Below are 22561 nucleotides of genomic sequence, written 5' to 3'. Positions count from 1 at the left end.
TCTTCGCGTCGTGACTACTTCTTGTAGTTCGGCGCCTCGACCACGATCTGCACGTCGTGCGGGTGCGACTCCTTGAGCCCCGCCGAGGTGATGCGCACGAACTTGCCGCGCGTCTTGAGCTCCTCGATCGTGCGTGCCCCGACATAGAACATCGACTGACGCAGCCCGCCGACGAGCTGGTACGCGACGGCCGAGAGCGGACCGCGGTACGGCACCTGTCCTTCGATGCCCTCGGGGATCAGCTTGTCGTCGCTGGGGACGTCGGCCTGGAAGTAGCGGTCCTTCGAGTACGAGGTCTGCTTGCCGCGCGTCTGCATGGCGCCGAGCGATCCCATGCCGCGGTACTGCTTGAACTGCTTGCCCGACTGGAAGACGATCTCGCCCGGCGACTCGTCGGTTCCGGCCAGGAGCGAGCCGAGCATCACGGCGTCGGCACCGGCAACGAGCGCCTTGGCGATGTCGCCCGAGTACTGCAGGCCGCCGTCCGCGATCACGGGGACGTCTGCGGGGCGCGCGGCCAGCGAGGCCTCGTAGACCGCGGTCACCTGCGGCACGCCCACGCCTGCGACGACGCGCGTGGTGCAGATGGACCCGGGACCGACGCCGACCTTGACCGCGTCGACTCCGGCATCGATCAGGGCCTGAGCCCCTTCACGGGTCGCGACGTTGCCGCCGATGACGTCGATGTGCGCGAACGACTCGTCGGCCTTGAGCCGGCGGACGAGATCGATGACGCCCTGCGACTGCCCGTTGGCCGTGTCGACCACGAGGACGTCGACACCGGCATCGCGCAGCGCCTCCGCACGCTCCCAGGCGTCGCCGAAGAAGCCGATGGCCGCGCCGACGCGCAGGCGCCCCTGGTCGTCCTTGGTGGCGAGCGGATACTTCTCGCTCTTGTCGAAGTCCTTGATGGTGATGAGACCCGCGAGCTTGCCGTCATCGTCGATGAGCGGAAGCTTCTCGACACGGTGCTTCGCGAACAGGGCGATGACCTCGCCTGCTGCCACGCCCACCGGTGCGGTGACGAGGTTCTCCCGCGTCATGACGTCCTTGACGAAGGTGGTCTGCCGTTCGAAGCCGGAGACGAAGCGCATGTCGCGGTTGGTGATGATGCCCACCAGTCGCCCCTCGTCGTCGACGACGGGGAGCCCGGAGATACGGTACTTCGCGCAGAGGTTGTCGACCTCTTCGACCGTCGCGTCCTGCGTGGTCGTGATCGGGTCGGTGATCATGCCGGACTCGCTGCGCTTGACGCGATCGACGTGCGCGGCCTGGTCGGCGATCGAGAGGTTGCGGTGCAGGATGCCGATGCCGCCCTCGCGGGCCATCGCGATCGCCATGCGGGACTCGGTGACCGTGTCCATGGCGCTGGAGAGGAGCGGGGTGGCGACCGAGATGCGCCGGGTGATCCGCGACGAGGTGTCGGCCTCGCTGGGGATGACATCGGTGTGCCCGGGGAGCAGCAGCACGTCATCGTACGTCAGTCCGACGAAGCCGAAGGGATCGTGCTGTTCCATGGATTCTCCTTCTGCGCGAGTCGCGCAAGTCCGAGTGCGAGGGGGTGGTCGACGTCGGCCGGTGCGGGGCCGCGGCCCGTATGAAGATTCTAAGCGAGACACGCCCGAGAACATTCCCAGAGCGGCGTCGTTACCGGACCGTTGACCCCGACCGTAGGTGAATCGGCGATCGCGCATTACGCTCAAGTGCGTCGTCCATCTCTGCGGACCAACCCGAGATCGCAGAGACACAGCACTCAAAGTGGAGGTTGCGTGGGACCCACAACACTCGCCGTGCAGCGAAAGCGACCCTGGGTGGTCGCCGTGCTCAGTATCCTCATGGCGCTCACAGCGTTCCTGTTCCTGCCCCCTTCAGCGGCCTCCGCTGAGACGACGGACGACGGGCAGGAGGTCACGGACTTCTACTTCGCCGGTGTCGTGACCTTCGACGATCAGCCGGTCGAAGGCGTGGTCATGTCCATCGAGGGCAAGGGCTTCGACGGCGAGACCGAGACGGACGCCGACGGCAAGTGGCGCCTGTACGTGCCGGAGAAGGAGAAGTACACCCTCACGGTCGACGAGTCGACGCTGCCGGACGGGGTGATCGTCGATGCGACCCAGCTCCCGGAGGGCACCCAGCCGATCGCCGGGACCACCGCCTCCTTCGAAGTCGAGTTCGGCCTCACCGGCACCAAGATCATGAACCTCTTCCTCGGCGAGGGACAGCGGGTCACCGTCTCCTTCGTCGACCAGCTGCTCTCACGCCTCGTCGGCGGATTGAACTTCGGGCTCCTGCTGGCTCTCGCCTCGATGGGCGCTGCCCTCATCTACGGCACCACGCGCCTGTCCAACTTCGCGCACGCGGAGATGGTCACGTGGGGCGGCCTCGTCGCCCTCGTCACGACCACGTTCTGGCATCTCCCGCTCTGGGTCGGCATCGCCGCGGCCGTCATCGGCGGTGGTCTGTTCGGCTGGGCCTTGGATGCCGGCATCTGGCGTCCGCTCCGTCGACGGGGTCTCGGTGTCGTCCAGCTGATGATCGTCAGCATCGGCCTCTCGCTGGCGTTGCGGTACGCGTTCCAGTTCATCATCGGCGGAGGGACGTATCAGCTCCCCGGCGCCAGCCCCACCCCCATCCAGCTCGGACCGATCTCGCTGTCCTACATCGACATGATCGCCATGGGCGTGAGCATCGTCGTGATCCTGGCTGTGGCCTTCTTCCTGACGCGCACCCGCATCGGCAAGGCGACCCGCGCGATCTCCGACAACCCGCAGCTCGCCGCAGCATCCGGCATCGACGTCGACCGGGTGATCCGCTACGTGTGGATCCTCTCCGGCACGCTGGCCGCGATCTCGGGAATCCTGTGGGCGTACTTCCGCCCCGGTGTGAAGTGGGACATGGGCATGCAGATGCTCCTGCTGATCTTCGCCGCGATCACCCTCGGTGGTCTCGGCACGGCGTTCGGTGCTCTGGTCGGATCGCTCATCGTCGGCATGGCGGTCGAGGTCTCGACGCTGTGGATCCCGTCCGACCTCAAGTACGCGAGTGCTCTCGTCATCCTCATCCTCATCCTCCTCGTGAGACCTCAAGGGCTGCTCGGACGCAGGGAAAGGTTGGGCTGATCGCCATGGACTTCGGAAGCATCTTCTCGAACACGGCCGTCTACCTGTTCAGCCCCGTCACGATCGCCTACGCGCTCGCGGCGACCGGCCTCGCCGTCCACTTCGGATACGCGGGACTGCTCAACTTCGGCATGGCGGCGTTCATGGCGATCGGCGGCTACGGCTACGCCATCTCGGTGCTCAGCTTCGGACTGCCCTGGTGGATCGGCATGCTGATCGGCCTGCTGGGCGGCGCGCTGTTCGCCGTGCTGCTGGGCATCCCGACGCTGCGGCTCCGCGCCGACTATCTCGCGATCGCCACGATCGCCGCCGGTGAGATCGTGCGCCTCCTGTTCACCACCCAGGTGTTCGACGAATGGACCAACAGCGCCGACGGCCTCGCCCAGTACAACGGCGGATTCCGCGACGCGAACCCCATCCCGCCAGGCACCTACGGGTTCGGCCCCTGGACATACAGCGCGAACGACCTCTGGAACCGCGTCTTCGGTGTGATCGTCCTGGCCGTGGCCATCCTGCTGGTGTGGGCGCTGATGCGCAGCCCGTGGGGCCGGGTGCTCAAGGGCATACGCGAGGACGAGGACGCCGTGCGCTCGCTCGGCAAGAACGTCTTCGCCTACAAGATGCAGGCGCTCGTCGTGGGCGGTGTCGTGGGCGCCGCGGGTGGGATCGTCTTCGTCCTCCCCTCCGCGGTCGTCCCCGGCAGCTACTCGACGTCGCTGACGTTCTTCCTGTGGACCATCCTCCTGCTGGGAGGCGCGGCCACGGTGTTCGGACCCACGCTCGGTGCGGTGCTCTTCTGGGTGGTGTTCGCCTTCATGGCCAACCTGCTCCCGTCGATGGCGAAGTCCGGGTTGCTGCCGATGACCGACAGCCAGGCGTCGACTCTCGTCTTCGTCTTCGTCGGCATCGCCCTGATGCTGCTCGTGATCTTCCGCCCGCAGGGCATCCTCGGAGACAAGAGGGAGATGACCTTTGTCAAATGAACTGACCCCCGATCAGGCCCCCGGCTCGGCCGAGGGTGCCACGACCGCCGCCCCCGCCACGGGAAGTATCCGGCGTCCGAAGACGACGGGGCTGACCAAGGGCGAGGTCAAGCCCGGAGTCGCCAAGGTCGATCCGATCCTCGTCGTCGATGCCGTCCAGCGTCGCTTCGGTGGTCTGACGGCCGTCGACGTCGACCACCTCGAAGTACCCCGCGGAGCCATCACCGCTCTGATCGGCCCGAACGGTGCCGGCAAGACGACTCTCTTCAACCTGCTCTGCGGGTTCGACAAGCCGAACAGCGGCACGTGGTCGTTCGACGGCACGAGCCTGTCGGGGGTCCCGTCGTTCAAGGTGGCCAGGATGGGCCAGGTCCGCACGTTCCAGCTCACCAAGTCGCTGTCGCTGCTCACCGTGCTCGAGAACATGAAGCTCGGCGCTCCGCATCAGCGCGGCGAGGGATTCTGGGCCAGCCTGTTCCCCTTCCTCTGGAGGGCGCAGGACACCGAGATCGAGACCAAGGCGCGCGAACTGCTGACGCGCTTCAAGCTCGACGCGAAGGAGAAGGACTTCGCCGCGGCGCTCTCGGGTGGCCAGCGCAAGCTCCTCGAGATGGCCAGGGCGCTGATGAGCGACCCGACGCTGGTGATGCTCGATGAGCCCATGGCTGGAGTCAACCCCGCCCTCACCCAGTCGCTCCTCGACCACATCCTCGACCTCAAGGAGGACGGGATGACCGTGCTCTTCGTCGAGCACGACATGCACATGGTGCGCCACATCGCGGACTGGGTGATCGTGATGGCGGAGGGACGTGTGGTGGCAGAGGGGCCGCCCGACGAGGTCATGGAGAACCCGGCCGTCGTGGATGCGTACCTCGGTGCCCACCAGGACGTCGATCTCGGTGCCGTCACCGGACGCATCCCGGTGCTCCCCGATGCCGCAGCCAGCAGGCTCCGCGAGGAGATCGAGGCCGAGGCGGAGGCGGAGCTCGAAGCGAGCGACCCCGTGCCCGGCAGCGATGCCGAAACCGACGACGAGGGAAAGGGCACCGCATGAGCGGGGAAACGCCGATCGACGCAGCGCAGAGCGCAGCTCAGGACGACATCGTCGTGAAGCTGACCGATGTCCACGCCGGCTATCTTCCCGGTGTGAACATCCTCAACGGCGCCAACCTGGTGGCCCGGCAGGGAGAGCTGATCGGGATCATCGGCCCCAACGGGGCGGGGAAGTCCACGCTCCTCAAGGCGATCTTCGGTCTCGTGAACGTGCGAAGCGGCGACATCACCGTGAACGGTGAGAGCATCGTGGGGCTGAAGGCCGACAAACTGGTCCGCCGTGGCGTGGCCTTCGTGCCGCAGACGAACAACGTCTTCCCCTCGCTGTCGATCGAGGAGAACCTGCAGATGGGGCTCTACCAGAACCCCAAGATCTACGCGGAGCGGCTCGAGTTCGTCACCGGCATCTTCGCCGAGCTGGGCAAGCGCCTCAAGCAGCGCGCCGGTTCGCTCTCCGGCGGTGAGCGGCAGATGGTCGCCATGTCCCGCGCGCTCATGATGGATCCGTCCGTGCTGCTGCTCGACGAGCCGTCGGCCGGGCTCTCCCCCGTGCGCCAGGACGACGCGTTCATCCGGGTCTCCGACATCAACAAGGCCGGCGTCACGACGATCATGGTGGAGCAGAACGCCCGACGCTGCCTGCAGATCTGCGACCGGGGCTATGTGCTCGATCAGGGCAGGGATGCACACGAGGGAACGGGCAGGGACCTGCTGAACGACCCCAAGGTCATCGGTCTCTATCTCGGCACCCTCGGCACCGACGCCGCCTGAGCCGCGGGCGAGAGACCGCGAGCGAGAAACCGCCGACACCACGACAAAGGCCCCGGATCGGATCCGGGGCCTTCGTCGTGTGATCGTCTGATCAGTTGGTGCGGGTGATCATGTTGTCGGCACCGTACTTGTAGATGCCGATCGACGCACCCTGCGGGTCGCCGGCCTCATCGAACGTGACGTCACCGGAGTAGCCGTCGTAGTCGGCCGTGCCGCCGTCGTTGATGATCTTTGCGCAGTCGGCGAAGCTGGTGCACTTCTTGCCGTCGCCGGAGCCGCCGGACACTTCCTGCATCTTGGCCGCGATGTCCGCGCCGTCCGTGGAACCAGCAGCCAGGGACGCCAGCGCCACGAGGATCACGGCGTCGTACGCCTCAGCTGCGTAGGTGAAGTCCTTGACCTCGGCATTGCCCTCGCCCGTCCAGAAGTCCTGCAGGCGGGAGGTGAAGTCGTCGGCGAGTGCGGGCCCGGCCTTGGTTCCCTGCGCGCCCTCGAGCGAGACCGGGATCTCCGAGCCGTAGTCGGACAGGTTGCCGTCGACCATGTAGAACTTGTCGGCCGAGATGCCGGCGTTCACCAGCAGCGGCGCGATGGTCTTGAACTGGTCGAAGGACACGATCGCGACCGCGTCGGGGTTCTGCGCCTTGATCGTCTCGACCTGAGCGTCGAACTGCGCGTCGCCGACGTTGAACGATGCCTCGGCGACGACCTCGCCGCCGGTGCCTTCGAAGGTCTCCTTGATCGCCGCGTCCAGGCCGGTGCCGTACGCGTCGTTCTGGTAGATGATGCCGAGCGTCTTCGCGCCGTCCTCGGCGATGAGGTTGCCGAGCACCTCGCCCTGCAGCAGGTCACTGGGGGCGGTGCGGAAGTAGAGCCCGTTGTCGTCCCACGTGGTGAAGTCGGGCGACGTGTTCGATGCGGAGATCTGGAGGATCCCGGCGCTGACGTTGCCGTCGAGGATGAGCTTGGAGACACCCGATGCGGCGGCTCCGACGATAGCGGAGACGCCGGCACCCTGCAGCTTGGTGATCGAGGTCTCGTAGGCCTTGGTGTCGGTGTCGCCCTCGTCTTCGGCGGTCAGGTCGATCGTGATACCGGCGGCGGCGTCGTTGACCTCCTGCACGGCCAGTCCGACACCGGACTCCATGGGCGGACCGAGGAATGCCAGCGAACCGGTCTGCGGAAGCAGCGAACCGAGCTTGAGCGTCAGATCGGCTGCGGGCTTGTCGCTGCCGCCGCTCTCCGGGCTCGGGGTGCTGCTGCAACCGGCGATGACGATGGCGGATGCACTGACCAGTGCGATCCCGGCGAAGACCTTCGCTGTGCGCGAGCCCTTCAATGCGTTCATGATGCTCCCTTGCGTAACTGAACGTGGACTGTGACCACAATCGGGTGCTCTAACACTAGGGCGTGAGTATCGCGCGCAGGGGGTGCAAGTATCTCGGTGCGTTAACGATCCGGGACCGGGTTTCCCGGCCGGTGCGCCTCAGGATCAGGCGGCCTCGACCCGGGGAATCCTGCGCCCTCGTCGCGCGGCGAGCAGGAGATCGACGATGAAGACGCCGATCGCGATCCACACGATGATGAAGCCGGCCCAGCGCTCAGGCGGCATCGGCTCGTGCAGGACCAGGACGCCGATGAGGAACTGCATGACCGGAGTGATGAACTGGATCATGCCGATCACCGTCAGGTTGATACGTCGGGTTCCCGCCGCGAAGAGCAGCAGCGGGACGGCCGTGGCGACACCGGCGAAGGCCAGCAGCAGCGCGTGCACCCACCCGTGCGCGCCCATCGTGATGCCCGACGTCGCCCCCACGACGATCAACTGCACCACGGCGATGGGAATCAGCCAGAACGACTCGAGCGTCAGGCCGCTGATCGCATCGATGGCAGGGCCGATCTTCTTCTTGATGAGCCCGTACACCCCGAAGGATGCGGTCAGCGACAGTGCGATCCACGGGAACTGCCGGTAGGCGACGATGATCACGACGACGGCGACCGCCGCGATGGCGATCGCGGCCCACTGCAGCCGCCGGATGCGCTCCTTCAAGACGAAGACGCCCAGCAGCACGGTCGTGATCGGGTTGATGAAGTACCCCAGACTCGTCTCCACGACATTGCCGCTGAGCGTTCCGATCAGGAACACCTGCCAGTTCGCATAGATCAGCAGACCCGCCAGCGCCGTCCACCCCAGCAGCTTCGGTTGCCGGACGATGACGCCGAAAGCGCCCCAGCCGCGCATGACGGTGAGCAGGAGCGCGCAGAAGACGAAGGAGAGCAGCACCCGCCAGGCGACGACCTCCCACGGACCCGTCGGAACGAGGAGGAGGAAGTAGAGGGGAAGCACACCCCAGAGCAGGTACGCCCCACCGGCGTAGGCGACTCCGGCGGACTGCGTGGCACGGGTCGTCTCTGGGATCACCGCACAACCCTATGCCCGCGGTGTGGACGCCGACGGCGCCACCTGGGTCCCCCGCGGAGTTTGGCAGGAAACGGATGGCCGCTGGCGGACGCAGAAGGGGGCCCGGATGCGAGACGCATCCGAGCCCCCTTCGAGGACCTCGCCCACCACGGGAGGCGGGAACAGGTTCAGCAGATCAGCGGACGACGACCGCCAGGACGTCGCGAGCCGACAGGACGAGGAACTCGTCTGCGCCGAACTTCACCTCGGTGCCGCCGTACTTGCTGTAGAGCACGCGGTCGCCGACGGCGACGTCGAGCGGAACACGGTTGCCGTTGTCGTCGATGCGGCCGGGGCCGACCGCCACGACCTCGCCCTCCTGGGGCTTCTCCTTGGCGGTGTCGGGGATGACCAGGCCACTCGCGGTGGTCTGCTCGGCCTCGACCTGCTTGATGACGATGCGGTCCTCGAGCGGCTTGATGGAAACCGACACGGTCTACCTCTTCTTTCTTGACGCTGACACGAAAGACTTGTTCGCACTCTCAACCCGAGAGTGCTAATCCAGTCTAGGCGCTCGGCTGGCACTCACGCAATGCGAGTGCCAGTGGGCTCTGCGGTTCGGCTCGATGTGCGGCCGATTAGGCTGAGACGGTGGAGATGTCCGAGCTGCGTGCCCTGCTGACCTCCGAGGGTCTCGAGCTTCTCGACGCGATCGGACCCATCGACTCGACCGCCGAGGTCGCGCGGACCGTGTCCCGCCTGCGTGCGGCGGGCCACTCCCCCGACCTCGTATCCGCCGTCGTCGGGCAGACGCACCTGCGGTCGAAGGCCGCGACGAAGTTCGGGCCCTTCGCCGCGCGGATGCTCTTCACCAGAGCCGGCCTCGAACAGGCGACGCGGCTCGGCGTCGCAGCGCGTCACGCCCAGCGCATCCGGCAGTCCGGATTCACCCGTGTGGCCGATCTCGGCTGCGGCATCGGTGGAGACGCGCTCGCTTTCGCCGGAGCCGGACTCGAGGTGCACGCCGTCGACGCGGACGAGGTCACCTCCGCCATCGCGGCCTACAACCTGGCACCCTTCGGCGACAGCGCCACCGTGCGCCACGACACCGCAGAGGCGGCGTTCTCCTCGCTGCAGGACACGGACGCAGTGTGGATGGACCCGGCCAGACGCACGTCGGGGCACACCGAGACCAGACGCGTCTCCGCCGACGACTACTCGCCCTCGTTGGACTGGGCCTTCGATGTGTCCGCCCATCGCCCGACCGGCATCAAGCTCGGACCGGCACACGACCGCGACGCGCTGCCCGCCGATGCCGAGGCGCAGTGGGTGAGTGCCGACGGCAGCGTGGTCGAACTCGTCGTGTGGAGCGGAGCCCTCGCCAGAGAAGGGGTGCGCCGTGCCGCGCTGGTGATCCGCGGCGAGCGCTCGCACGAACTCACCGCTCCGGCAGACACCGCCGACGAGCCCGTGCGCGAGCTCGGTGCGTTCCTGCACGAGCCGGACGGCGCCGTGATCCGTGCGCGACTGATCGGAGAGGTCGCGCGCAGCCTCGATGCGGGCATGCTCGACGAGCACATCGCCTATCTCACCTCGGACGCGGCCCTGACCAGTCCGTTCGTGCAGTCCTTCCGGGTCAGGGAGACGCTTGCGGCGAACCCCAAGGCGATCAACGCCGCACTCAAGGCGAACGATGTCGGACGTCTGGAGATCAAGAAGCGTGGAGTGGATGTCGACCCCGCCGCCTTCCGCAAGAAGCTCACTCTGCGCGGTGACCAGGAGGCCACGCTGATCCTCGCCCGCATCGGCGATCAGCGCCGCGCGATCCTCGCCGACCGGGTGCCCGCGGCGGGCTGACACCCGCTCACTCGTCCCGATCGCCGCCCGGCGGTTCGACCACGATGGGGTCACCGGGCGGAGCCTCGACCCTGACGATCTCACCGGATCCTCCCTCGCCGGGCGGCGCTTCGGTGATGACCAGGTAGGGCGTCCGCCACTTCGTGAACCTCACCTCGAGAGTCGAGGTGCCGAGGAGCACACCGTTCGCGCCGTCGACGCGGTCGACCCGCGTCTGAAGGCCGGAGTCGACGGCCGCGGTGGGAGCGGCACAGGTCATCACACCGACGGCGTCGACGATGAGGCACTTCTCGACAGCGCCCAGATCCGAGACGCGGTCCCCGATCCACACCGGCGAGGTCCGGAAGGAGCCGGCGATGTCGAGGGAGGAGGCGAACCCCTCATCGGCCAGCTCCTCGGCACGCGCCCGCTCCGCACCCGCGAACTGCGAGGTCGACGACGACATCGGCCAACGCTGCAGGGTGACGATCGGCTCTCCGTCCGTCGAGAGGAGCAGCCCGGCGCTCACTCCGTCCAGCTCGCGCGCGGCGTCGCCCTTCTCTCCGCGAGGGACAGGGAACCACACGCTCAGATCGCGCCTGACGTCGTCGACCGGACGACAGTCCGACTGCGACTGATCGCCGACATCGAGGATCAGACACCGGAGACGAGCGTCATCCTTGGTCGCATACCAGGCCAGTGCGTCGGCATCCCGTGCGAGGGGTCGGACCGACCCGGGGTCGTAGTCGGACGCGGCGAGTACGTCGCGGCGTTCCTGCTGCGCCGCCGTCAGTGCGACCTCCCCGGAGGAGGGCGCGAACAACGCCCAACCGACGGCCACCCCGACCGCCAGCATCAGCGCGGAGAGCACTGGCACCGCCACGGGGTGCCGGCGCAGGGTGCGGAAGAAGGGCTCCGGTGCGCGCGGGATGCCCTCGTCGGAGGGCGGCTCGGCGTCGTGATCGATGCCCGGCTCCTCCTCGTCGGAGGTCTCGCCCGCGGCTCCGGACTGCCCCTGTCCGGGGGACTCTTCCCGCGCGGAGTGCTCCTCCGGCGCGGGACTCGGCGGCATCGGTGTCGCCGCAGCGGTCGCTGCCCGCTGCGCATCCTCGAGCTCATGCAATCGACGGAGCTCCGCCGCGGTGACGACCCCGTCTCGACCGTAGGCGCGGCGCTGCAACCGCCGCAGCTCGGCGGCCTCAGTCTCCGCCGGCACCGTCGGCACCTCCCCCGCGCGTGATCATCAGGGAGGAGCGTCCGTTGCTGGCGGTCGGAAGCTCCAGGCGGACGACCTCACCGCTGGCCTCGTCCACCACGTTCAGCACGAGGGTGGCGCTCTGCTCCTGCATCATGAGCGCATCGGCGCACACCCGGGGGAACGCATCATCGGAGCCGTCATAGATCAGGCAGGTCTGGTCGCCATCGAGCTCCGCTCCGGTCCACACCGGCACGTCGCCGTCATAGCCGACGATCCACAGAGAGTTGATCTGGAACCCCTGCTCCGCGATACGCGTGGCCCTCTCCGCTTCGTCGACGTTCGCCCAGGTCATCCCGTTGGTGGTGCCCGGTCCGAACTCCGTCACGTGCGCGGCGACCGCAGGCTCACCGGAGGCGGTGAACATCATCTGCACGTTGAGCTCCCGACGCGTCTGCGCCTTCGATTCCAGAGTCACCGCTGCGAACAGTCCTATCCTGTCGACCGTTTCGGTGCGCTCGCAGCTGGGCAGCGCAGACGGCGAGGTAGCCACGAGCAGGCAGGTGATCTCGGCGTCGTCCTTGGTCGCCACCCAGATGACCGCGCCTTCCTCGACGGCGAGAGCACGCAGGGAACCCCGGTCGTAGTCGCCGCCGGCGACCAGAGCGCTCTGCCATTCCTGCTGCTGCGGGCTCAGCGCCACAGCTGTGGCGCCGGACCTGCCGAACAGCGCCCACCCGAGCCCGATGCCGACGAGCACCAGCGTCGCGACGGCAGCTCCGAGTGGAAGCCAGCGCGTGCGCAGCGATGAGGTGGCAGGTGATCGTCCGGAGTTGCGCCGGTCGTCCGCGTCCGTGCTGCTCGTCGTGGAATCGTCATCCATCGAAACCGGAGCTTCCACCGTCCGAGAACGCTGCCCCGTCCCCGCCGTCTCGGGCTCGACCGGACCGTCCACCGGTGGATCCGCGGCCACGGCGGCCGGCTCGACCCGGCGCCGCTCCAGCTCGTGCAGACGCAGAGTCTCGACCTCGGTGAGCGACGCGTCGCGACCGTATGCCCGCGCCTGCAGCGAGCGCAGTTCGGAGAGCTCGGACGCGTCCAGCATCAGGTCAGCCGAGCCGCTCGAACTGCATGCCGGCCCAGACCAGCCACCCCAGGCTGTAGACGGTCGCGCAGAGTCCGAGCACGAGCGCCCAGCGTGCGATCGCGCGGTTCTCGACCGGTCGACGAAGCGACATGATCGCCGCGATGACCGCCACCACCGCGACCGGGATGCCCCAGCCGACGAAGAACGACGCTCCGAGCGCGACGATCGCCGCCATGAGGGCCCACGGCGCCAGTCGCGTGTCATCGATCGACACCGCACCCGTGGACGGCTCCCACTCGGTCTCGCCCGGGGTATCGATGTCCGGCCCTGTCACCACGACCGGTTCGATGCCCACAGGTCCCGTCGGCAGCCGCGTGTAGCCATCGCGGCGGGCACCGGGGAGACGTGCGGTCCCCGCCGGGTGCTCCACCTCGTCGCTGGGGCGTTCGATGCGAGCCGCCGGCGTCGGGAGTGCAGACGGCTCGTCGGGCGCGCCAGGGAGGTCCTTCATGCCGGCACCGCCTCCGCGACCTGGATCTCGGTCACCGGAAGAGTCGAATCCGCACCGAAGGCGAGCGTCGACGGAGGGCGTCCGGACGAGATGAGCTCCGCGGCGAGCGCCGCGATCATCGCCCCGTTGTCCGTGCACAGCGAGAGCGGGGGAATGCGCACCGTGACGCCTGCGGCTTCGGCGCGCTCGAGCGCGACATCGCGCAGCCGCCGGTTCGCGATCACTCCGCCACCGAGCAGCAGGCGCGGGACGCCGAGATCGGCGCACGCGGCGAGGGCCTTGGTGACCAGCACGTCGACGACAGCCTCGCGGAAGCTCGCGGCGACGTCGGCGACGTCGGCGACGGGCACATCGATCCCCTCGGCCTCGCAGCGCTCGACCCAGCGGGCGACCGCCGTCTTGAGACCCGAGAACGAGAAGTCGTACCTGTGCTTCGCCAGATCGGAAGCCCGCGACAGTCCGCGGGGGAACCGGATCGCGTGCGGGTCGCCGGTCGCAGCCGCCCGATCGATCTCCGGCCCTCCGGGATACGGCAGGGACAGCAGCCGGGCGACCTTGTCGAAGGCCTCGCCCGCAGCGTCGTCCATCGTCTCCCCCAACAGTTCGACGTCGGTGGTGAGATCACGCACATGCAGCAGGGACGTGTGTCCACCCGAGACCAGCAGGGCGATCGTGGGGTACTCGAGCGGCGCGGAATCGGCGGTGAGGATGTCGGCCGCGATGTGCCCTACCAGGTGGTTCACCGCGTACAGGGGCTTGTCGATCGAGACAGCGAGGCCCTTCGCGGCGCCGACGCCGACCATCAGCGCGCCGGCGAGCCCGGGCCCGCTCGTGACCGCGACGGCGTCGAGGTCTGCGAGGCCCACCCCCGCTTCGGCGAGCGCGGCGTCGATCGAGGGCTGCAGCGCCTCGAGGTGCGCCCGCGCGGCGACCTCGGGCACGACGCCGCCGTATCGGGCGTGCTCGTCCATGCTCGAGGCGATGGTGTTGGAGAGCAGGGTGCGCCCTCGCACGATGCCGATGCCCGTCTCGTCGCAGCTCGTCTCGATGCCGAGAACCAACGGTTCGCTCACGCCTTCGCCTCCTCGTCCGCCGTCCCGGGCACTGCCTGGTGCCGCAGCTGCCGTCGCATCACGATCGCGTCGACGTCGTCGGGCTGATAGTAGTGCGGCCTGCGGGCTATCTCCTCGAAGCCCTCGGCGCGGTACAGCCCCTCGGCCGACGGGTTGTCGGCCCGGACTTCGAGGAAGATCTCTCGGGCACCGCGTTCCGCCGCCGCCGCGAGCAACGCGCGCAACAGGCTGCGTCCTCGCCCGTGTCCCCGATGTTCGGCGAGCAGCGCGATGGTCTGGATGTCCGCGTCGGCACTGCCGCGAAGGGCACGCACCCCGCCGTAGCCGATGACCGCGCCGTCGTGCTCGTCCACCAGATAGCGGCCGTGCGGGCTGGAGAGCTCGGCGGCCATGGTCTCCGAGCTCCAGGCGTCCGTCGGGAAGGACCGGTTCTCGATCGCCATGATCGCGTCGAGGTCGTCTGCGGTGGCGTCGCGGAGGGTCACGTGCCCACCTTCCTCGGCGCACCGGGGAGCGTCACATCGGGGTGCCGCATGTAGAGGGGCTCCTCGCCGGCGAGGGTGCGACCGGCTGCCAGCGCCCTGGCCCCGACACGCGCCAGGTCCGTCGCGGAGAGCGTCGACACATCGATGCGCCGGATGCCGTCGAGGTGGGCATCCGCGTCGGCCGCTCGCACGAGCACGGTGTCGGCGACCACAGCGGGGATGCCGTCGTCGTCGAGGCCGTCGAACACGGTGATGGCGACCTCGCGTCGACGGGCGTCGGTCACGATCGCGAAAGGCGCGGTCTCGGCGTCGGAGTCGAGAGCGGTGAGGGCTGCGGCGAGGTGGCTGGGTACGGGGACGACCGGGAGACCCCGCCCGAGAGCGAAGGCACGGGCCGCGGCGATCCCGATGCGCAACCCGGTGAAGGGACCGGGCCCCATGCCGGCGACCACATGCGTGATCGCGGTGTCGTCCGCCCCACCGAGGTCGTCGCCACCCTCGCGGAGAACACGGACGAGCAGGTCTCCGATGACCTCCGCATGGCCGAGCGGGTCGACAGCCGCGGCTTCGGCCCGTCGCTCCCCTTCGGCATCGATGAGGGCGACAGCCGTGCCCAGGGAGGTGTCGACGGCAAGGATCACGACTCCAGATTAGCCGCCGTCTCCTGAGGAGGGCTGTGCACCGGCGCGGTGCGGGTCAGCCGAGCGGCGCGCGCAGGGGGTAGTCCTGGTCCTCCAGGATCACCTGCGCGGCGGCCCCCGTCGTCTGGTTCACGATCACGGGGGCGAGGAGGTTCACGCTGACCCCCTCGGAGGACGGATGCGCGACCACCAGCACCAGCGCGTCCTCGGGAGAGCCGAGGGCGAGTCCGTCCGCCTGCTCGTCGCTCAGAGTCGGCGCGTAGTCGCTCAGCACCGTGCGAGGATCCACCAGGAACAGGCGCAGTTCCGCATCGTCGACCGCCCGCAGCGAGAACAGCCCGTCGGAGCCCTCGACAGGAGCGAGAGCGAAGTCCACATGCGGGGCGAGTCCCGGAGGAGGGGCGATGAACGTCAGTGCGGCGGTCATCGGAGGAAGTCCATGAGCGACGGCTGCAGCACCCGCGCGTTGACGGCGAGCGCCGAACGGTACACGAGCTCCTGCGCCTGCAGACGCACGAGCACCTCGATCGAGTCGACGTCCTCCACCGCCGTCCTGCGGGACTCGAGGGACACGGAATTCTGCACTGCCGCCTCCTTGGCGCGTTCGATCTGGGACTGCCTGGTTCCCACCGAGCCCTGCACTCCGAGCATGGCGGTGCGTCGGCTGTCGATCTCGCCGAGTCGCGGCCCGACGTTCGTGCCGGAGCGGAGGTCGGCCACGATCTTGTCCACGAGCGCGAAGACCGAGTCGTCTCCCGTGCCGAAGACCGCGGCACCGTCGGTGTCGACACGCACGGAGGCGGCGTCGGACACTCGACGGGTGACCTCGGCTCCCGGCACTCCGCTGTGGGTGTAGTCGGCGGCGAAGGCAGCAGTGTCGGAGGTTCCGGCGAAGACGGAGCGACCGAGCAGCCGGGTGTTGGCCTGCGAGAGCATCTCCTTGCGGATGCCTTCGAGCTCGACCGCGAGCGCCTCCTTGGCCGTCGCATCGAGCGCCCCGTCGTTGGCGCCCTGGGCCGTCAGATCACGGACGCGCGCGAGCAGGGCCGTGCTCGCCGTGATGGCCGTGTCGGCAGCGGTGACCCAGGCGAGGCCGTCGTCGATGTTGCGCGCGTACTGCTCGGTGCGGCGCTGCTCGGCGTGCAGGGCCAGAGCGGTGGCCGCGGCTGCCGGGTCGTCGGACGGCGCGGCGAAGGCCCGCTGGGATGTCGCCTGCTCCTGCAGACGCGCCAGCTCGGAGAGGTTGGACTGCAGCTGGCGCATGGCCGTCTGCGTCATGGCGGATGACGTCACTCGAGAGATCACGGTGCTCCTTCGCTCAGCGTCCGACGAGGCCGGTGCGGTTGATCAGGACGTCGAGCGCCTCGTCCACCGCCGTCATCACACGGGCGGCGGCCTGGTAGGCGGTCTGGTACGTGAGCAGGCTGATGGTCTCCTCGTCGCCGTCGACCGCCGAGACCGACTGCTGAGCTCCGACAGCGGCGACCGCTGCGGAGTCGGAGAGCTTCGCGCGTTGCACGTCGGCCGCGGTCGCGACCCCGAACCGGGTGACCTGATCGGACCAGACGGCGTCAGGGGAACCGACGCTCCTGCCGATCTGAGAGATCAGGTCGGCGTTGGTCGCATCCAGGGCACCGGCACCGGGCGCCGCGAGAGCCAGTTCGGAGGCCGACCCGACCGCGACGGTCAGGCCGAGTGCGGCGGAGCCCGTCGTCGGCACGGTGAAGAAGTCTCCCCCGGCCTGGCCGGTGGAGGTCACGCCCGCCCTGTGCTGAGCGTTCAGTGCGTCGGCCAGCGTCGTGGCGACCTTGTCGTACGTCGCCGCGAGCCCGGCGAGCATGCCGCCTTCGGAGGCCGGGGCCAGCACCGACAGGGAGGCACCGAGCTCGCCGCCGTCGATCGACACGGGGAGATCCGGCGCCGATGCCCACGAGAGACTGAATCGCTGCCCCGAGTCGATCGACGCGGGCCCGCTCAGCACCAGGTGCCGCGAATCGGAGCCCGATACGAGCGCGTTGCCGCCCAGTCGCACGGTCATGGTGCCGTCGCTCTCGATGGTCGCCGCCGCGCCGGACATCCTGGCCACGTTCTGCGCCAGGACGCTGCGCTGATCCATGAGCTCGTTCGCCGAGCGGCCGGAGGCGAGCGCGTCGCGGATCTCTCCGTTGAGGACGGCGATCTGGTCGGCGGTGGCGTTCACCTGCGAGACCGTGCGGTCGGCGGAGTCGCGCGCGTTGCTCCACTGGGTGGCCACGTTCCGGTATCCGCCGGCGATATGGGAGGCGAGCTCCTTCGCCGATTCCAGGATGCTCGAGGCCGCTGCCCCGGAGTCCGGGGTGTTGGCGAGGTCCTGCCAGCCGGACCAGAACTTCGACAGCCGGGCGGCTAGTCCGTTCGCCGTGGGCTCGGCCAGCGACGCCTCGACCGTGGTCGCGGCCACCGCCCTGGTGGACCAGTATCCCGAAGCGCCGAGTGCGTCGCGCACTCTGGCGTCGAGCAGTGCGTCACCCAGACGCGCGACACCGTCGATCGACACGCCGTGACCGGGGAGGGCTCCGACGCTGAACCGACCCGTCTGCGCGATGGCGGCGACCGCCGAGGTCGTCACGCGCTGCCGCGTGTACCCCTCGGTCTTCTGGTTGGCGATGTTCTGCCCGACCACGTCCATGCCGCGCCGGGCGGCCGCCAGTCCGCTGGCCGCCGTGTTCAATCCACTGAAGGTCGACATGATCCCCTCTCGGTCACATCTCGGTGTCGATGATGCGCGCGGCGTCGTCGCGTGCGCGGTCACCCTTGGTCGTGTACTCGCCCGTGTCGTGTCCGAGCGCGGCGATCGTCTCCTGGGTCGCGCGGAGCACTCCGCTGAGCTGCTCGGCGTTCGCGTCGCGCAGCTGCTCGACCTCGGCGGCGAGCTTCGAGAGCGCGCGCAGATGGTCGGCGAAGACCTCCTGCCATGCGCCTTCCGGCGCGTGCTCGATCAGCTCGCGGATCGTCGACGCCTCAGGAGCTCCCCACTCCTCGGCGACGGTCGCGACCTCGACGGTGCGGGCGAGGCTCGCGCCGCGCAGGCGGTCGAGCACCTGATCGATCTCCCGTGCGGCGAACTGGATCCACTGGGATCGCCCGGCGGCGAGCAGCAGCTGCTGCTCGTCGAGCTTGAACAGGAGCATCTCGAGCAGCTCGCGCTCCCGCCACAGCTGTATCGATAGTTCGTTGGCTCCCATGATCCCCTTTTCCCCAGTGATCGCCCCGCCTGACAACGCGGCCAAACGTCACTATCGGCCAGCGTCCGCCTAACGTTACTATGTGGAACGGCGGTGGATAGTTCTCCCCATGTACAAATCATAAATCGTGTGATATGTGCATCTGTTCATCTCCTTGGATCTTTTGGAGTGCATCCAGAGAGGTGGATCATCCCCCATGTCGTCGCGCGCTGAGCGCAATCTGCTCATCGAGAGCAACCTCCCCCTGGTCGGATACCTCGCCGCCGAGACCCATGCCCGCGCCACCCACATCCCCCGTGACGAGCTCGCGGCCGTCGGAGCGCTCGCGCTCGTGACCGCTGCGGAAGCGTTCGATCCCGAGCTCGGAGTGCCTTTCGGGGCCTACGCCCGCCGACGTATCCTCGGTGCCTTCGCCGATGAGATGCGCTCGATGGACTGGGCCTCCCGCGGCATCCGCAAACGCATCAAGGAGACGGTCGCCGTTCGCGAGGCGCTGACCGCCGGGCTGGGCCGCACGGCCACGGTCTCCGAGGTCGCCACCGCGATGGGCGTCGCGAAAGAGGTCGTGATCGAAGCCCTCGGCGATGCCGCCAGGATGCTGACCACTCTCGACGACCCCGCCGCCCGTGACGTCGCCGCCGACATCCCCCTCCCCGAGGAATCGGCGCTGGTGGGCGAACGGCGCGAGGTGCTCGAACATGCGGTCCTGGCCCTGCCGGAGCGCATGCGCCGGATCGTGCAGGCGGTCTACTTCGACGAGCGCCCCGTCAAGGAGATCGCCGAAGAGCTGGGCGTGACGCACTCCGCGGTGTCCCAGCAGCGCTCGGAGGCGATCCGGCTGCTGCGCGACGCCCTGGACCGGTACTACGCCGAGGGGTCGGCACCGGCGACGACGACACGGGTCTCGCCCGGTGCCCGCGATGCCTACTTCACCCGGATCGCGGACGCGGCGGGGTCCCGGATCGCCGGCGTCTTCCGGGAATCGGCGACCGCCTGAACTGTCTCCGACCTGCCCTGCTAACGCACGGCGAACCTCCGCCGATAGGTGTGACCGGGAGACCACGGATGGTCCCCCGCACAACACCATTCACGGAGGAGAACCCTTATGGGTATGCAGATCAGCACGAACGTGTCGGCACTCAACGCCTACCGCAACCTGTCCAACACGCAGAACGACCTGTCGAAGTCGCTCGAGAAGCTGTCCAGCGGCTTCCGCATCAACCGCGCGGCTGACGACGCTGCAGGCCTCGCGATCTCCGAGGGCCTGCGTTCGCAGGTCAACGGCCTGAACGTCGCGGCACGCAACGCCCAGGACGGCATCTCGGTCATCCAGACCGCGGAAGGCGCCCTGACCGAGGTCCACTCGATCCTGCAGCGCGTTCGCGACCTGACCGCTCAGGGTGCGAACGACTCGAACAACACGAAGTCGCGCGACGCGATCCAGAAGGAGATCAACACCCTCGGTGATGAGCTCACCCGGATCGCCGGCAGCACGAACTTCAACGGCATCAAGCTGCTCTCGGGCGGCAACACGCTGACGTTCCAGGTCGGTGCGGGCTCCGTCGCCGCCGAGGACCAGATCTCGGTCGCCCTGACCGACTTCGCGACCCTCGGTGCCGACATCAAGACGCTCGCGGGGACCATGACGGACGCCGCGACGTACGGTGCCGCGCTGGCGGGTATCGACACGCAGATCCAGGCGGTCTCGACCGCACGCGCCGGCTACGGTGCGCTGCAGAACCGCTTCGAGTCGACCATCAACAGCCTCAACGTGTCGGCAGAGAACCTCTCCGCCGCCGAGAGCCGTATCCGCGACACCGACATGGCGTCCGAGATGGTCAAGTTCACGTCGAAGAACATCCTGTCCCAGGCAGGTACGGCGATGCTGGCACAGGCCAACCAGGCCAACCAGGGCGTGCTCCAGCTCCTGCGCTGAACCACGTCATAGGGTCCGGACGCCCACCGGCGTCCGGACCCTGTCCGCTCCCCAACCGGAAAGGCGACCATGTCCCTCTCGCTCGACGGCCTCGTCTCCGGCCTGAAGACCACCGAGGTCATCAAGGCGCTGATGGATGTCGCCTCCATCCCCCGTTCGCTGCTCAAGGCGAAGATGGATGACAAGAACGGTGTCGTCGCCCAGCTGCGCACCCTGAACACGGCGGTGCAGAACCTCGCCACAGCGGCGGAGAAGGCGGCGACCCGCGACGGGCTCGCCCGCTTCACCACCTCGTCGTCGTCCCCCACCGTCACCGTCGCCACCCGCACCGGTGCCGCTCCCCTCTCCGCCGACATCGTCGTCGACAAGGTCGCCAAGAGCCACACCATCGTGTCGGCCGCCTCCGCCGGATGGCCCGTCGATCCCCCCGTGATCACGCTCGAGAACGCCAAGGGCGAGCGCGTGCAGGTCACCGCCGAATCCACGTCGATGCAGGACGTCGCGAGGGCGGTCAACGAAGCGGGCTTCGGCATCGTCGCGACGGCGGTCCCCGCCGGACGCGACGCCGACGGCAACCCGATGCACCGCCTGCAGCTGCGCGCGGCGGATTCGGGAGAAGCCGGACAGTTCCGTGCTTTTCGCGGTGACACCGCTGCGGTCGCGGCCGGCACTGCCTCCGACATCTCCACCGAAGCAGGAGCAGCCGTCATCGACGTCGGTGCCGATGCCCAGGTGCGCCTGTGGGCCGGCACGAGCGCTGAGCAGGTGCTGACCTCGTCGAGCAACACCTTCACCGACCTGTTCGACGGGGTGGACGTGACCGTGTCTGCGGCCTCGACCGTGCCCGTCACCATCGGCGTCGCGGTCGACACCGCCGCCCGCACCAAGGCCTCGGCGGAATTCATCGCCGCCGTCAAGGACATCCTGACCCGCATCGACAACGGCTCGAAGGCGACCATCGCCGCCAAGCAGGGAGACAAGACCACCCTCGGCGTCTTCACCGGCGACAGCGCGGTCCGAACCCTGCGCACGGCCCTGGCCGATGCGGTGCAACACCCTGTGAACGGCGTCTCCCCGTCGTCGATCGGCATCTCGAGCGACATGTACGGCGTGATGAGCTTCGACGAGGAGAAGTTCGCCGAAGCCCTCGCGAAGGATCCGGACGCCGTGGCCGGCCTCTTCTCCGACATCGCCTCGCGGGTACAGGACACCGCGAAGGTGTACTCCGACAAGTACGACGGCCTGCTCACCACGCGCATCACCGGCCAGGAGAGCGAGGTGAAGGGGCTCGGCGAGCAGATGGAGCGCTGGGACGTCCGTCTCGCGCAGCGCAAGACCTCCCTCGAGCGCACCTACGCACGCCTCGAGGTGATGCTCTCGCAGCTGCAGTCGCAGTCGTCATACCTCACCTCGCAGATCGCCGCCCTTCCGGGCTCGAGCTCGAGCTCGGGGAAGTGAGCATGAACGCCGCGCTCCGTGCTCAGCAGCGCTACCGTGACGATGCCGTGCTGTCGGCTCCGCCCGAGCGACTGGTGACCATGCTCTACGACCGTCTCCTGCTCGACATCGAGCGCGGAGAGATCGCCCAGCGCGCGCAGGACTGGACAGAGGCCAACGCGCAGCTGCAGCACGCCCAGGCGATCGTCTCCGAGCTGTCGTCCTCGCTCACGGACGACTGGAACGGCAGCGCCGGTCTGCGCTCGCTGTACGTCTTCCTGTCGCAGACGCTCATCGGCGCCAACATCGGCCGCGACCCCGAGCGCACGCACGCCTGCCATGAGATCGTCGCCCCGCTGCGTGACGCCTGGCACGAGGCCGCGCGCACGGTCGCCGAGGCGCGGTCGTGACCCTGGACGAGTGGACCGCGCTCCTCGACAGACTCGAGCAGGAGGCCGAGCAGATCCTCGCCGCCGCGCCGGGGAACGCCGCCGACACCGATCTCGCTCCGTGGATGCCGCCGAGCACGCCGCTTCCCCCTGCGCTCGCGGACCGCGCCAGACGGGTGATCGACCTCCAGCGGGCCGCGATGGACCGTGCCCGCTCCGATCTCGAGGGCTCGCGCCGGCATCTCGGCGCGGTGAGCCGCGTGCCGGGCACCCGTCGTCCGGAGGAGCCCGCCTACCTCGACGTCGATGGGTGAGATCGCTCCCTAACGGAGCGCAGAACCCTGCCGATAGAGCAGGGAGAGCACGGATGGCTCGCAATCCTCGGCCATGGATCGGCCACATCACCCACACACGGGGAGC

The 22561-nt window shown here is 68.6% G+C and carries 24 protein-coding genes; 10 read left to right on the top strand and 14 right to left on the bottom strand.

Features of this window, described 5'->3' with window-relative positions:
- Nucleotides 1–14 precede the first annotated feature (14 nt).
- Nucleotides 15–1517: an IMP dehydrogenase gene (gene guaB, locus RN51_RS09160; protein ID WP_045263741.1), complete on the bottom strand. Its 1503-nt coding sequence runs from the start codon at nucleotides 1515–1517 to the stop codon at nucleotides 15–17.
- 252 nt (nucleotides 1518–1769) lie between these two features.
- Here guaB and RN51_RS09155 point away from each other — a divergent pair, with 252 nt between their 5' ends.
- The 4 genes from RN51_RS09155 to RN51_RS09140 all read left to right on the top strand — a co-directional run bounded on the left by RN51_RS09155 (nucleotide 1770) and on the right by RN51_RS09140 (nucleotide 5926).
- Nucleotides 1770–3119 carry a branched-chain amino acid ABC transporter permease gene (locus RN51_RS09155; RefSeq protein WP_045263740.1) on the top strand — a complete coding sequence of 450 codons (1350 nt, stop codon included), beginning with the start codon at nucleotides 1770–1772 and terminating at the stop codon, nucleotides 3117–3119.
- A gap of 5 nt (nucleotides 3120–3124) precedes the next feature.
- Nucleotides 3125–4102 carry a branched-chain amino acid ABC transporter permease gene (locus tag RN51_RS09150; protein ID WP_045263739.1) on the top strand — a complete coding sequence of 326 codons (978 nt, stop codon included), beginning with the start codon at nucleotides 3125–3127 and terminating at the stop codon, nucleotides 4100–4102.
- 67 nt (nucleotides 4103–4169) lie between these two features.
- A complete protein-coding gene (locus tag RN51_RS09145) occupies nucleotides 4170–5156 on the top strand; it encodes an ABC transporter ATP-binding protein (RefSeq protein WP_045263806.1) in 987 nt (328 codons plus the stop codon).
- The gene (locus RN51_RS09140) at nucleotides 5153–5926 is read left to right on the top strand and encodes an ABC transporter ATP-binding protein (protein ID WP_045263738.1); all 774 of its coding nucleotides are present in this window, start codon (nucleotides 5153–5155) and stop codon (nucleotides 5924–5926) included. The genes RN51_RS09145 and RN51_RS09140 overlap by 4 nt, the downstream gene beginning before the upstream one ends.
- Before the next feature lie 91 nt (nucleotides 5927–6017).
- Here RN51_RS09140 and RN51_RS09135 read toward each other — a convergent pair whose 3' ends face one another.
- The 3 genes from RN51_RS09135 to groES all read right to left on the bottom strand — a co-directional run bounded on the left by RN51_RS09135 (nucleotide 6018) and on the right by groES (nucleotide 8820).
- Complete coding sequence (locus RN51_RS09135; protein WP_045263737.1) at nucleotides 6018–7274, bottom strand: ABC transporter substrate-binding protein; 1257 nt, start codon at nucleotides 7272–7274, stop codon at nucleotides 6018–6020.
- A gap of 144 nt (nucleotides 7275–7418) precedes the next feature.
- Nucleotides 7419–8348: an EamA family transporter RarD gene (gene rarD, locus RN51_RS09130; protein ID WP_045263736.1), complete on the bottom strand. Its 930-nt coding sequence runs from the start codon at nucleotides 8346–8348 to the stop codon at nucleotides 7419–7421.
- 175 nt (nucleotides 8349–8523) lie between these two features.
- Complete coding sequence (gene groES, locus RN51_RS09125; RefSeq protein ID WP_017203655.1) at nucleotides 8524–8820, bottom strand: co-chaperone GroES; 297 nt, start codon at nucleotides 8818–8820, stop codon at nucleotides 8524–8526.
- Nucleotides 8821–8978: 158 nt separating this feature from the next.
- Between groES and RN51_RS09120 the strand changes: the two genes are divergently transcribed.
- Complete coding sequence (locus tag RN51_RS09120; protein ID WP_045263735.1) at nucleotides 8979–10184, top strand: THUMP-like domain-containing protein; 1206 nt, start codon at nucleotides 8979–8981, stop codon at nucleotides 10182–10184.
- A gap of 7 nt (nucleotides 10185–10191) precedes the next feature.
- Here the strand turns inward: RN51_RS09120 and RN51_RS09115 are convergent, their stop codons facing one another.
- Genes RN51_RS09115 through flgN form a run of 10 tightly spaced genes read right to left on the bottom strand, consistent with a single transcriptional unit; the run spans nucleotide 10192 to nucleotide 18379 of the window.
- The gene (locus RN51_RS09115; RefSeq protein ID WP_156149152.1) at nucleotides 10192–11379 is read right to left on the bottom strand and encodes a hypothetical protein; all 1188 of its coding nucleotides are present in this window, start codon (nucleotides 11377–11379) and stop codon (nucleotides 10192–10194) included.
- Complete coding sequence (locus RN51_RS09110) at nucleotides 11363–12463, bottom strand: hypothetical protein (RefSeq protein WP_045263733.1); 1101 nt, start codon at nucleotides 12461–12463, stop codon at nucleotides 11363–11365. The genes RN51_RS09115 and RN51_RS09110 overlap by 17 nt, the downstream gene beginning before the upstream one ends.
- Before the next feature lie 4 nt (nucleotides 12464–12467).
- Nucleotides 12468–12956, bottom strand: coding sequence for a hypothetical protein (locus tag RN51_RS09105; protein ID WP_045263732.1), 489 nt, complete (start codon nucleotides 12954–12956; stop codon nucleotides 12468–12470).
- Nucleotides 12953–14029, bottom strand: coding sequence for a tRNA (adenosine(37)-N6)-threonylcarbamoyltransferase complex transferase subunit TsaD (gene tsaD, locus RN51_RS09100; RefSeq protein WP_045263731.1), 1077 nt, complete (start codon nucleotides 14027–14029; stop codon nucleotides 12953–12955). Before tsaD ends, RN51_RS09105 begins: the two co-directional genes overlap by 4 nt.
- The gene (gene rimI, locus RN51_RS09095) at nucleotides 14026–14514 is read right to left on the bottom strand and encodes a ribosomal protein S18-alanine N-acetyltransferase (protein WP_045263730.1); all 489 of its coding nucleotides are present in this window, start codon (nucleotides 14512–14514) and stop codon (nucleotides 14026–14028) included. The genes tsaD and rimI overlap by 4 nt, the downstream gene beginning before the upstream one ends.
- Nucleotides 14511–15155: a tRNA (adenosine(37)-N6)-threonylcarbamoyltransferase complex dimerization subunit type 1 TsaB gene (gene tsaB / locus RN51_RS09090; RefSeq protein ID WP_045263729.1), complete on the bottom strand. Its 645-nt coding sequence runs from the start codon at nucleotides 15153–15155 to the stop codon at nucleotides 14511–14513. Before tsaB ends, rimI begins: the two co-directional genes overlap by 4 nt.
- A gap of 55 nt (nucleotides 15156–15210) precedes the next feature.
- Nucleotides 15211–15582, bottom strand: coding sequence for a flagellar assembly protein FliW (locus tag RN51_RS09085; protein ID WP_045263728.1), 372 nt, complete (start codon nucleotides 15580–15582; stop codon nucleotides 15211–15213).
- Nucleotides 15579–16460 (bottom strand): flagellar hook-associated protein FlgL, encoded by an 882-nt coding sequence (gene flgL, locus RN51_RS09080; protein WP_045263727.1) that lies wholly within the window; start codon nucleotides 16458–16460, stop codon nucleotides 15579–15581. Before flgL ends, RN51_RS09085 begins: the two co-directional genes overlap by 4 nt.
- Nucleotides 16461–16473: 13 nt before the next feature.
- On the bottom strand, nucleotides 16474–17883 hold the full coding sequence (gene flgK, locus RN51_RS09075) for a flagellar hook-associated protein FlgK (RefSeq protein WP_045263726.1): 1410 nt from the start codon (nucleotides 17881–17883) through the stop codon (nucleotides 16474–16476).
- Between the two features lie 13 nt (nucleotides 17884–17896).
- Entirely contained in the window at nucleotides 17897–18379 is a 483-nt protein-coding gene (gene flgN, locus RN51_RS09070) for a flagellar export chaperone FlgN (protein WP_045263725.1), read from the bottom strand.
- A gap of 196 nt (nucleotides 18380–18575) precedes the next feature.
- On the opposite strand from flgN, the gene RN51_RS09065 reads away from it, so the two are divergent.
- The 5 genes from RN51_RS09065 to RN51_RS09045 all read left to right on the top strand — a co-directional run bounded on the left by RN51_RS09065 (nucleotide 18576) and on the right by RN51_RS09045 (nucleotide 22455).
- A complete protein-coding gene (locus RN51_RS09065; protein WP_045263724.1) occupies nucleotides 18576–19376 on the top strand; it encodes a sigma-70 family RNA polymerase sigma factor in 801 nt (266 codons plus the stop codon).
- 108 nt (nucleotides 19377–19484) lie between these two features.
- On the top strand, nucleotides 19485–20315 hold the full coding sequence (locus tag RN51_RS09060) for a flagellin (protein WP_045263723.1): 831 nt from the start codon (nucleotides 19485–19487) through the stop codon (nucleotides 20313–20315).
- Nucleotides 20316–20384: 69 nt separating this feature from the next.
- A complete protein-coding gene (gene fliD, locus RN51_RS09055; RefSeq protein ID WP_045263722.1) occupies nucleotides 20385–21773 on the top strand; it encodes a flagellar filament capping protein FliD in 1389 nt (462 codons plus the stop codon).
- A 2-nt stretch (nucleotides 21774–21775) separates the two neighbouring features.
- Nucleotides 21776–22162 carry a flagellar export chaperone FliS gene (gene fliS, locus RN51_RS09050; protein ID WP_045263721.1) on the top strand — a complete coding sequence of 129 codons (387 nt, stop codon included), beginning with the start codon at nucleotides 21776–21778 and terminating at the stop codon, nucleotides 22160–22162.
- On the top strand, nucleotides 22159–22455 hold the full coding sequence (locus RN51_RS09045) for a hypothetical protein (RefSeq protein WP_045263720.1): 297 nt from the start codon (nucleotides 22159–22161) through the stop codon (nucleotides 22453–22455). Before fliS ends, RN51_RS09045 begins: the two co-directional genes overlap by 4 nt.
- The last annotated feature ends 106 nt before the right edge of the window (nucleotides 22456–22561 follow it).

This window comes from Microbacterium oxydans (assembly GCF_000956405.1).
Taxonomy (GTDB): domain Bacteria; phylum Actinomycetota; class Actinomycetes; order Actinomycetales; family Microbacteriaceae; genus Microbacterium; species Microbacterium oxydans_C.
The sequence above is the reverse complement of the archived record's forward strand: the minus strand, read 5'-3'. Positions and strand labels throughout refer to the sequence as shown.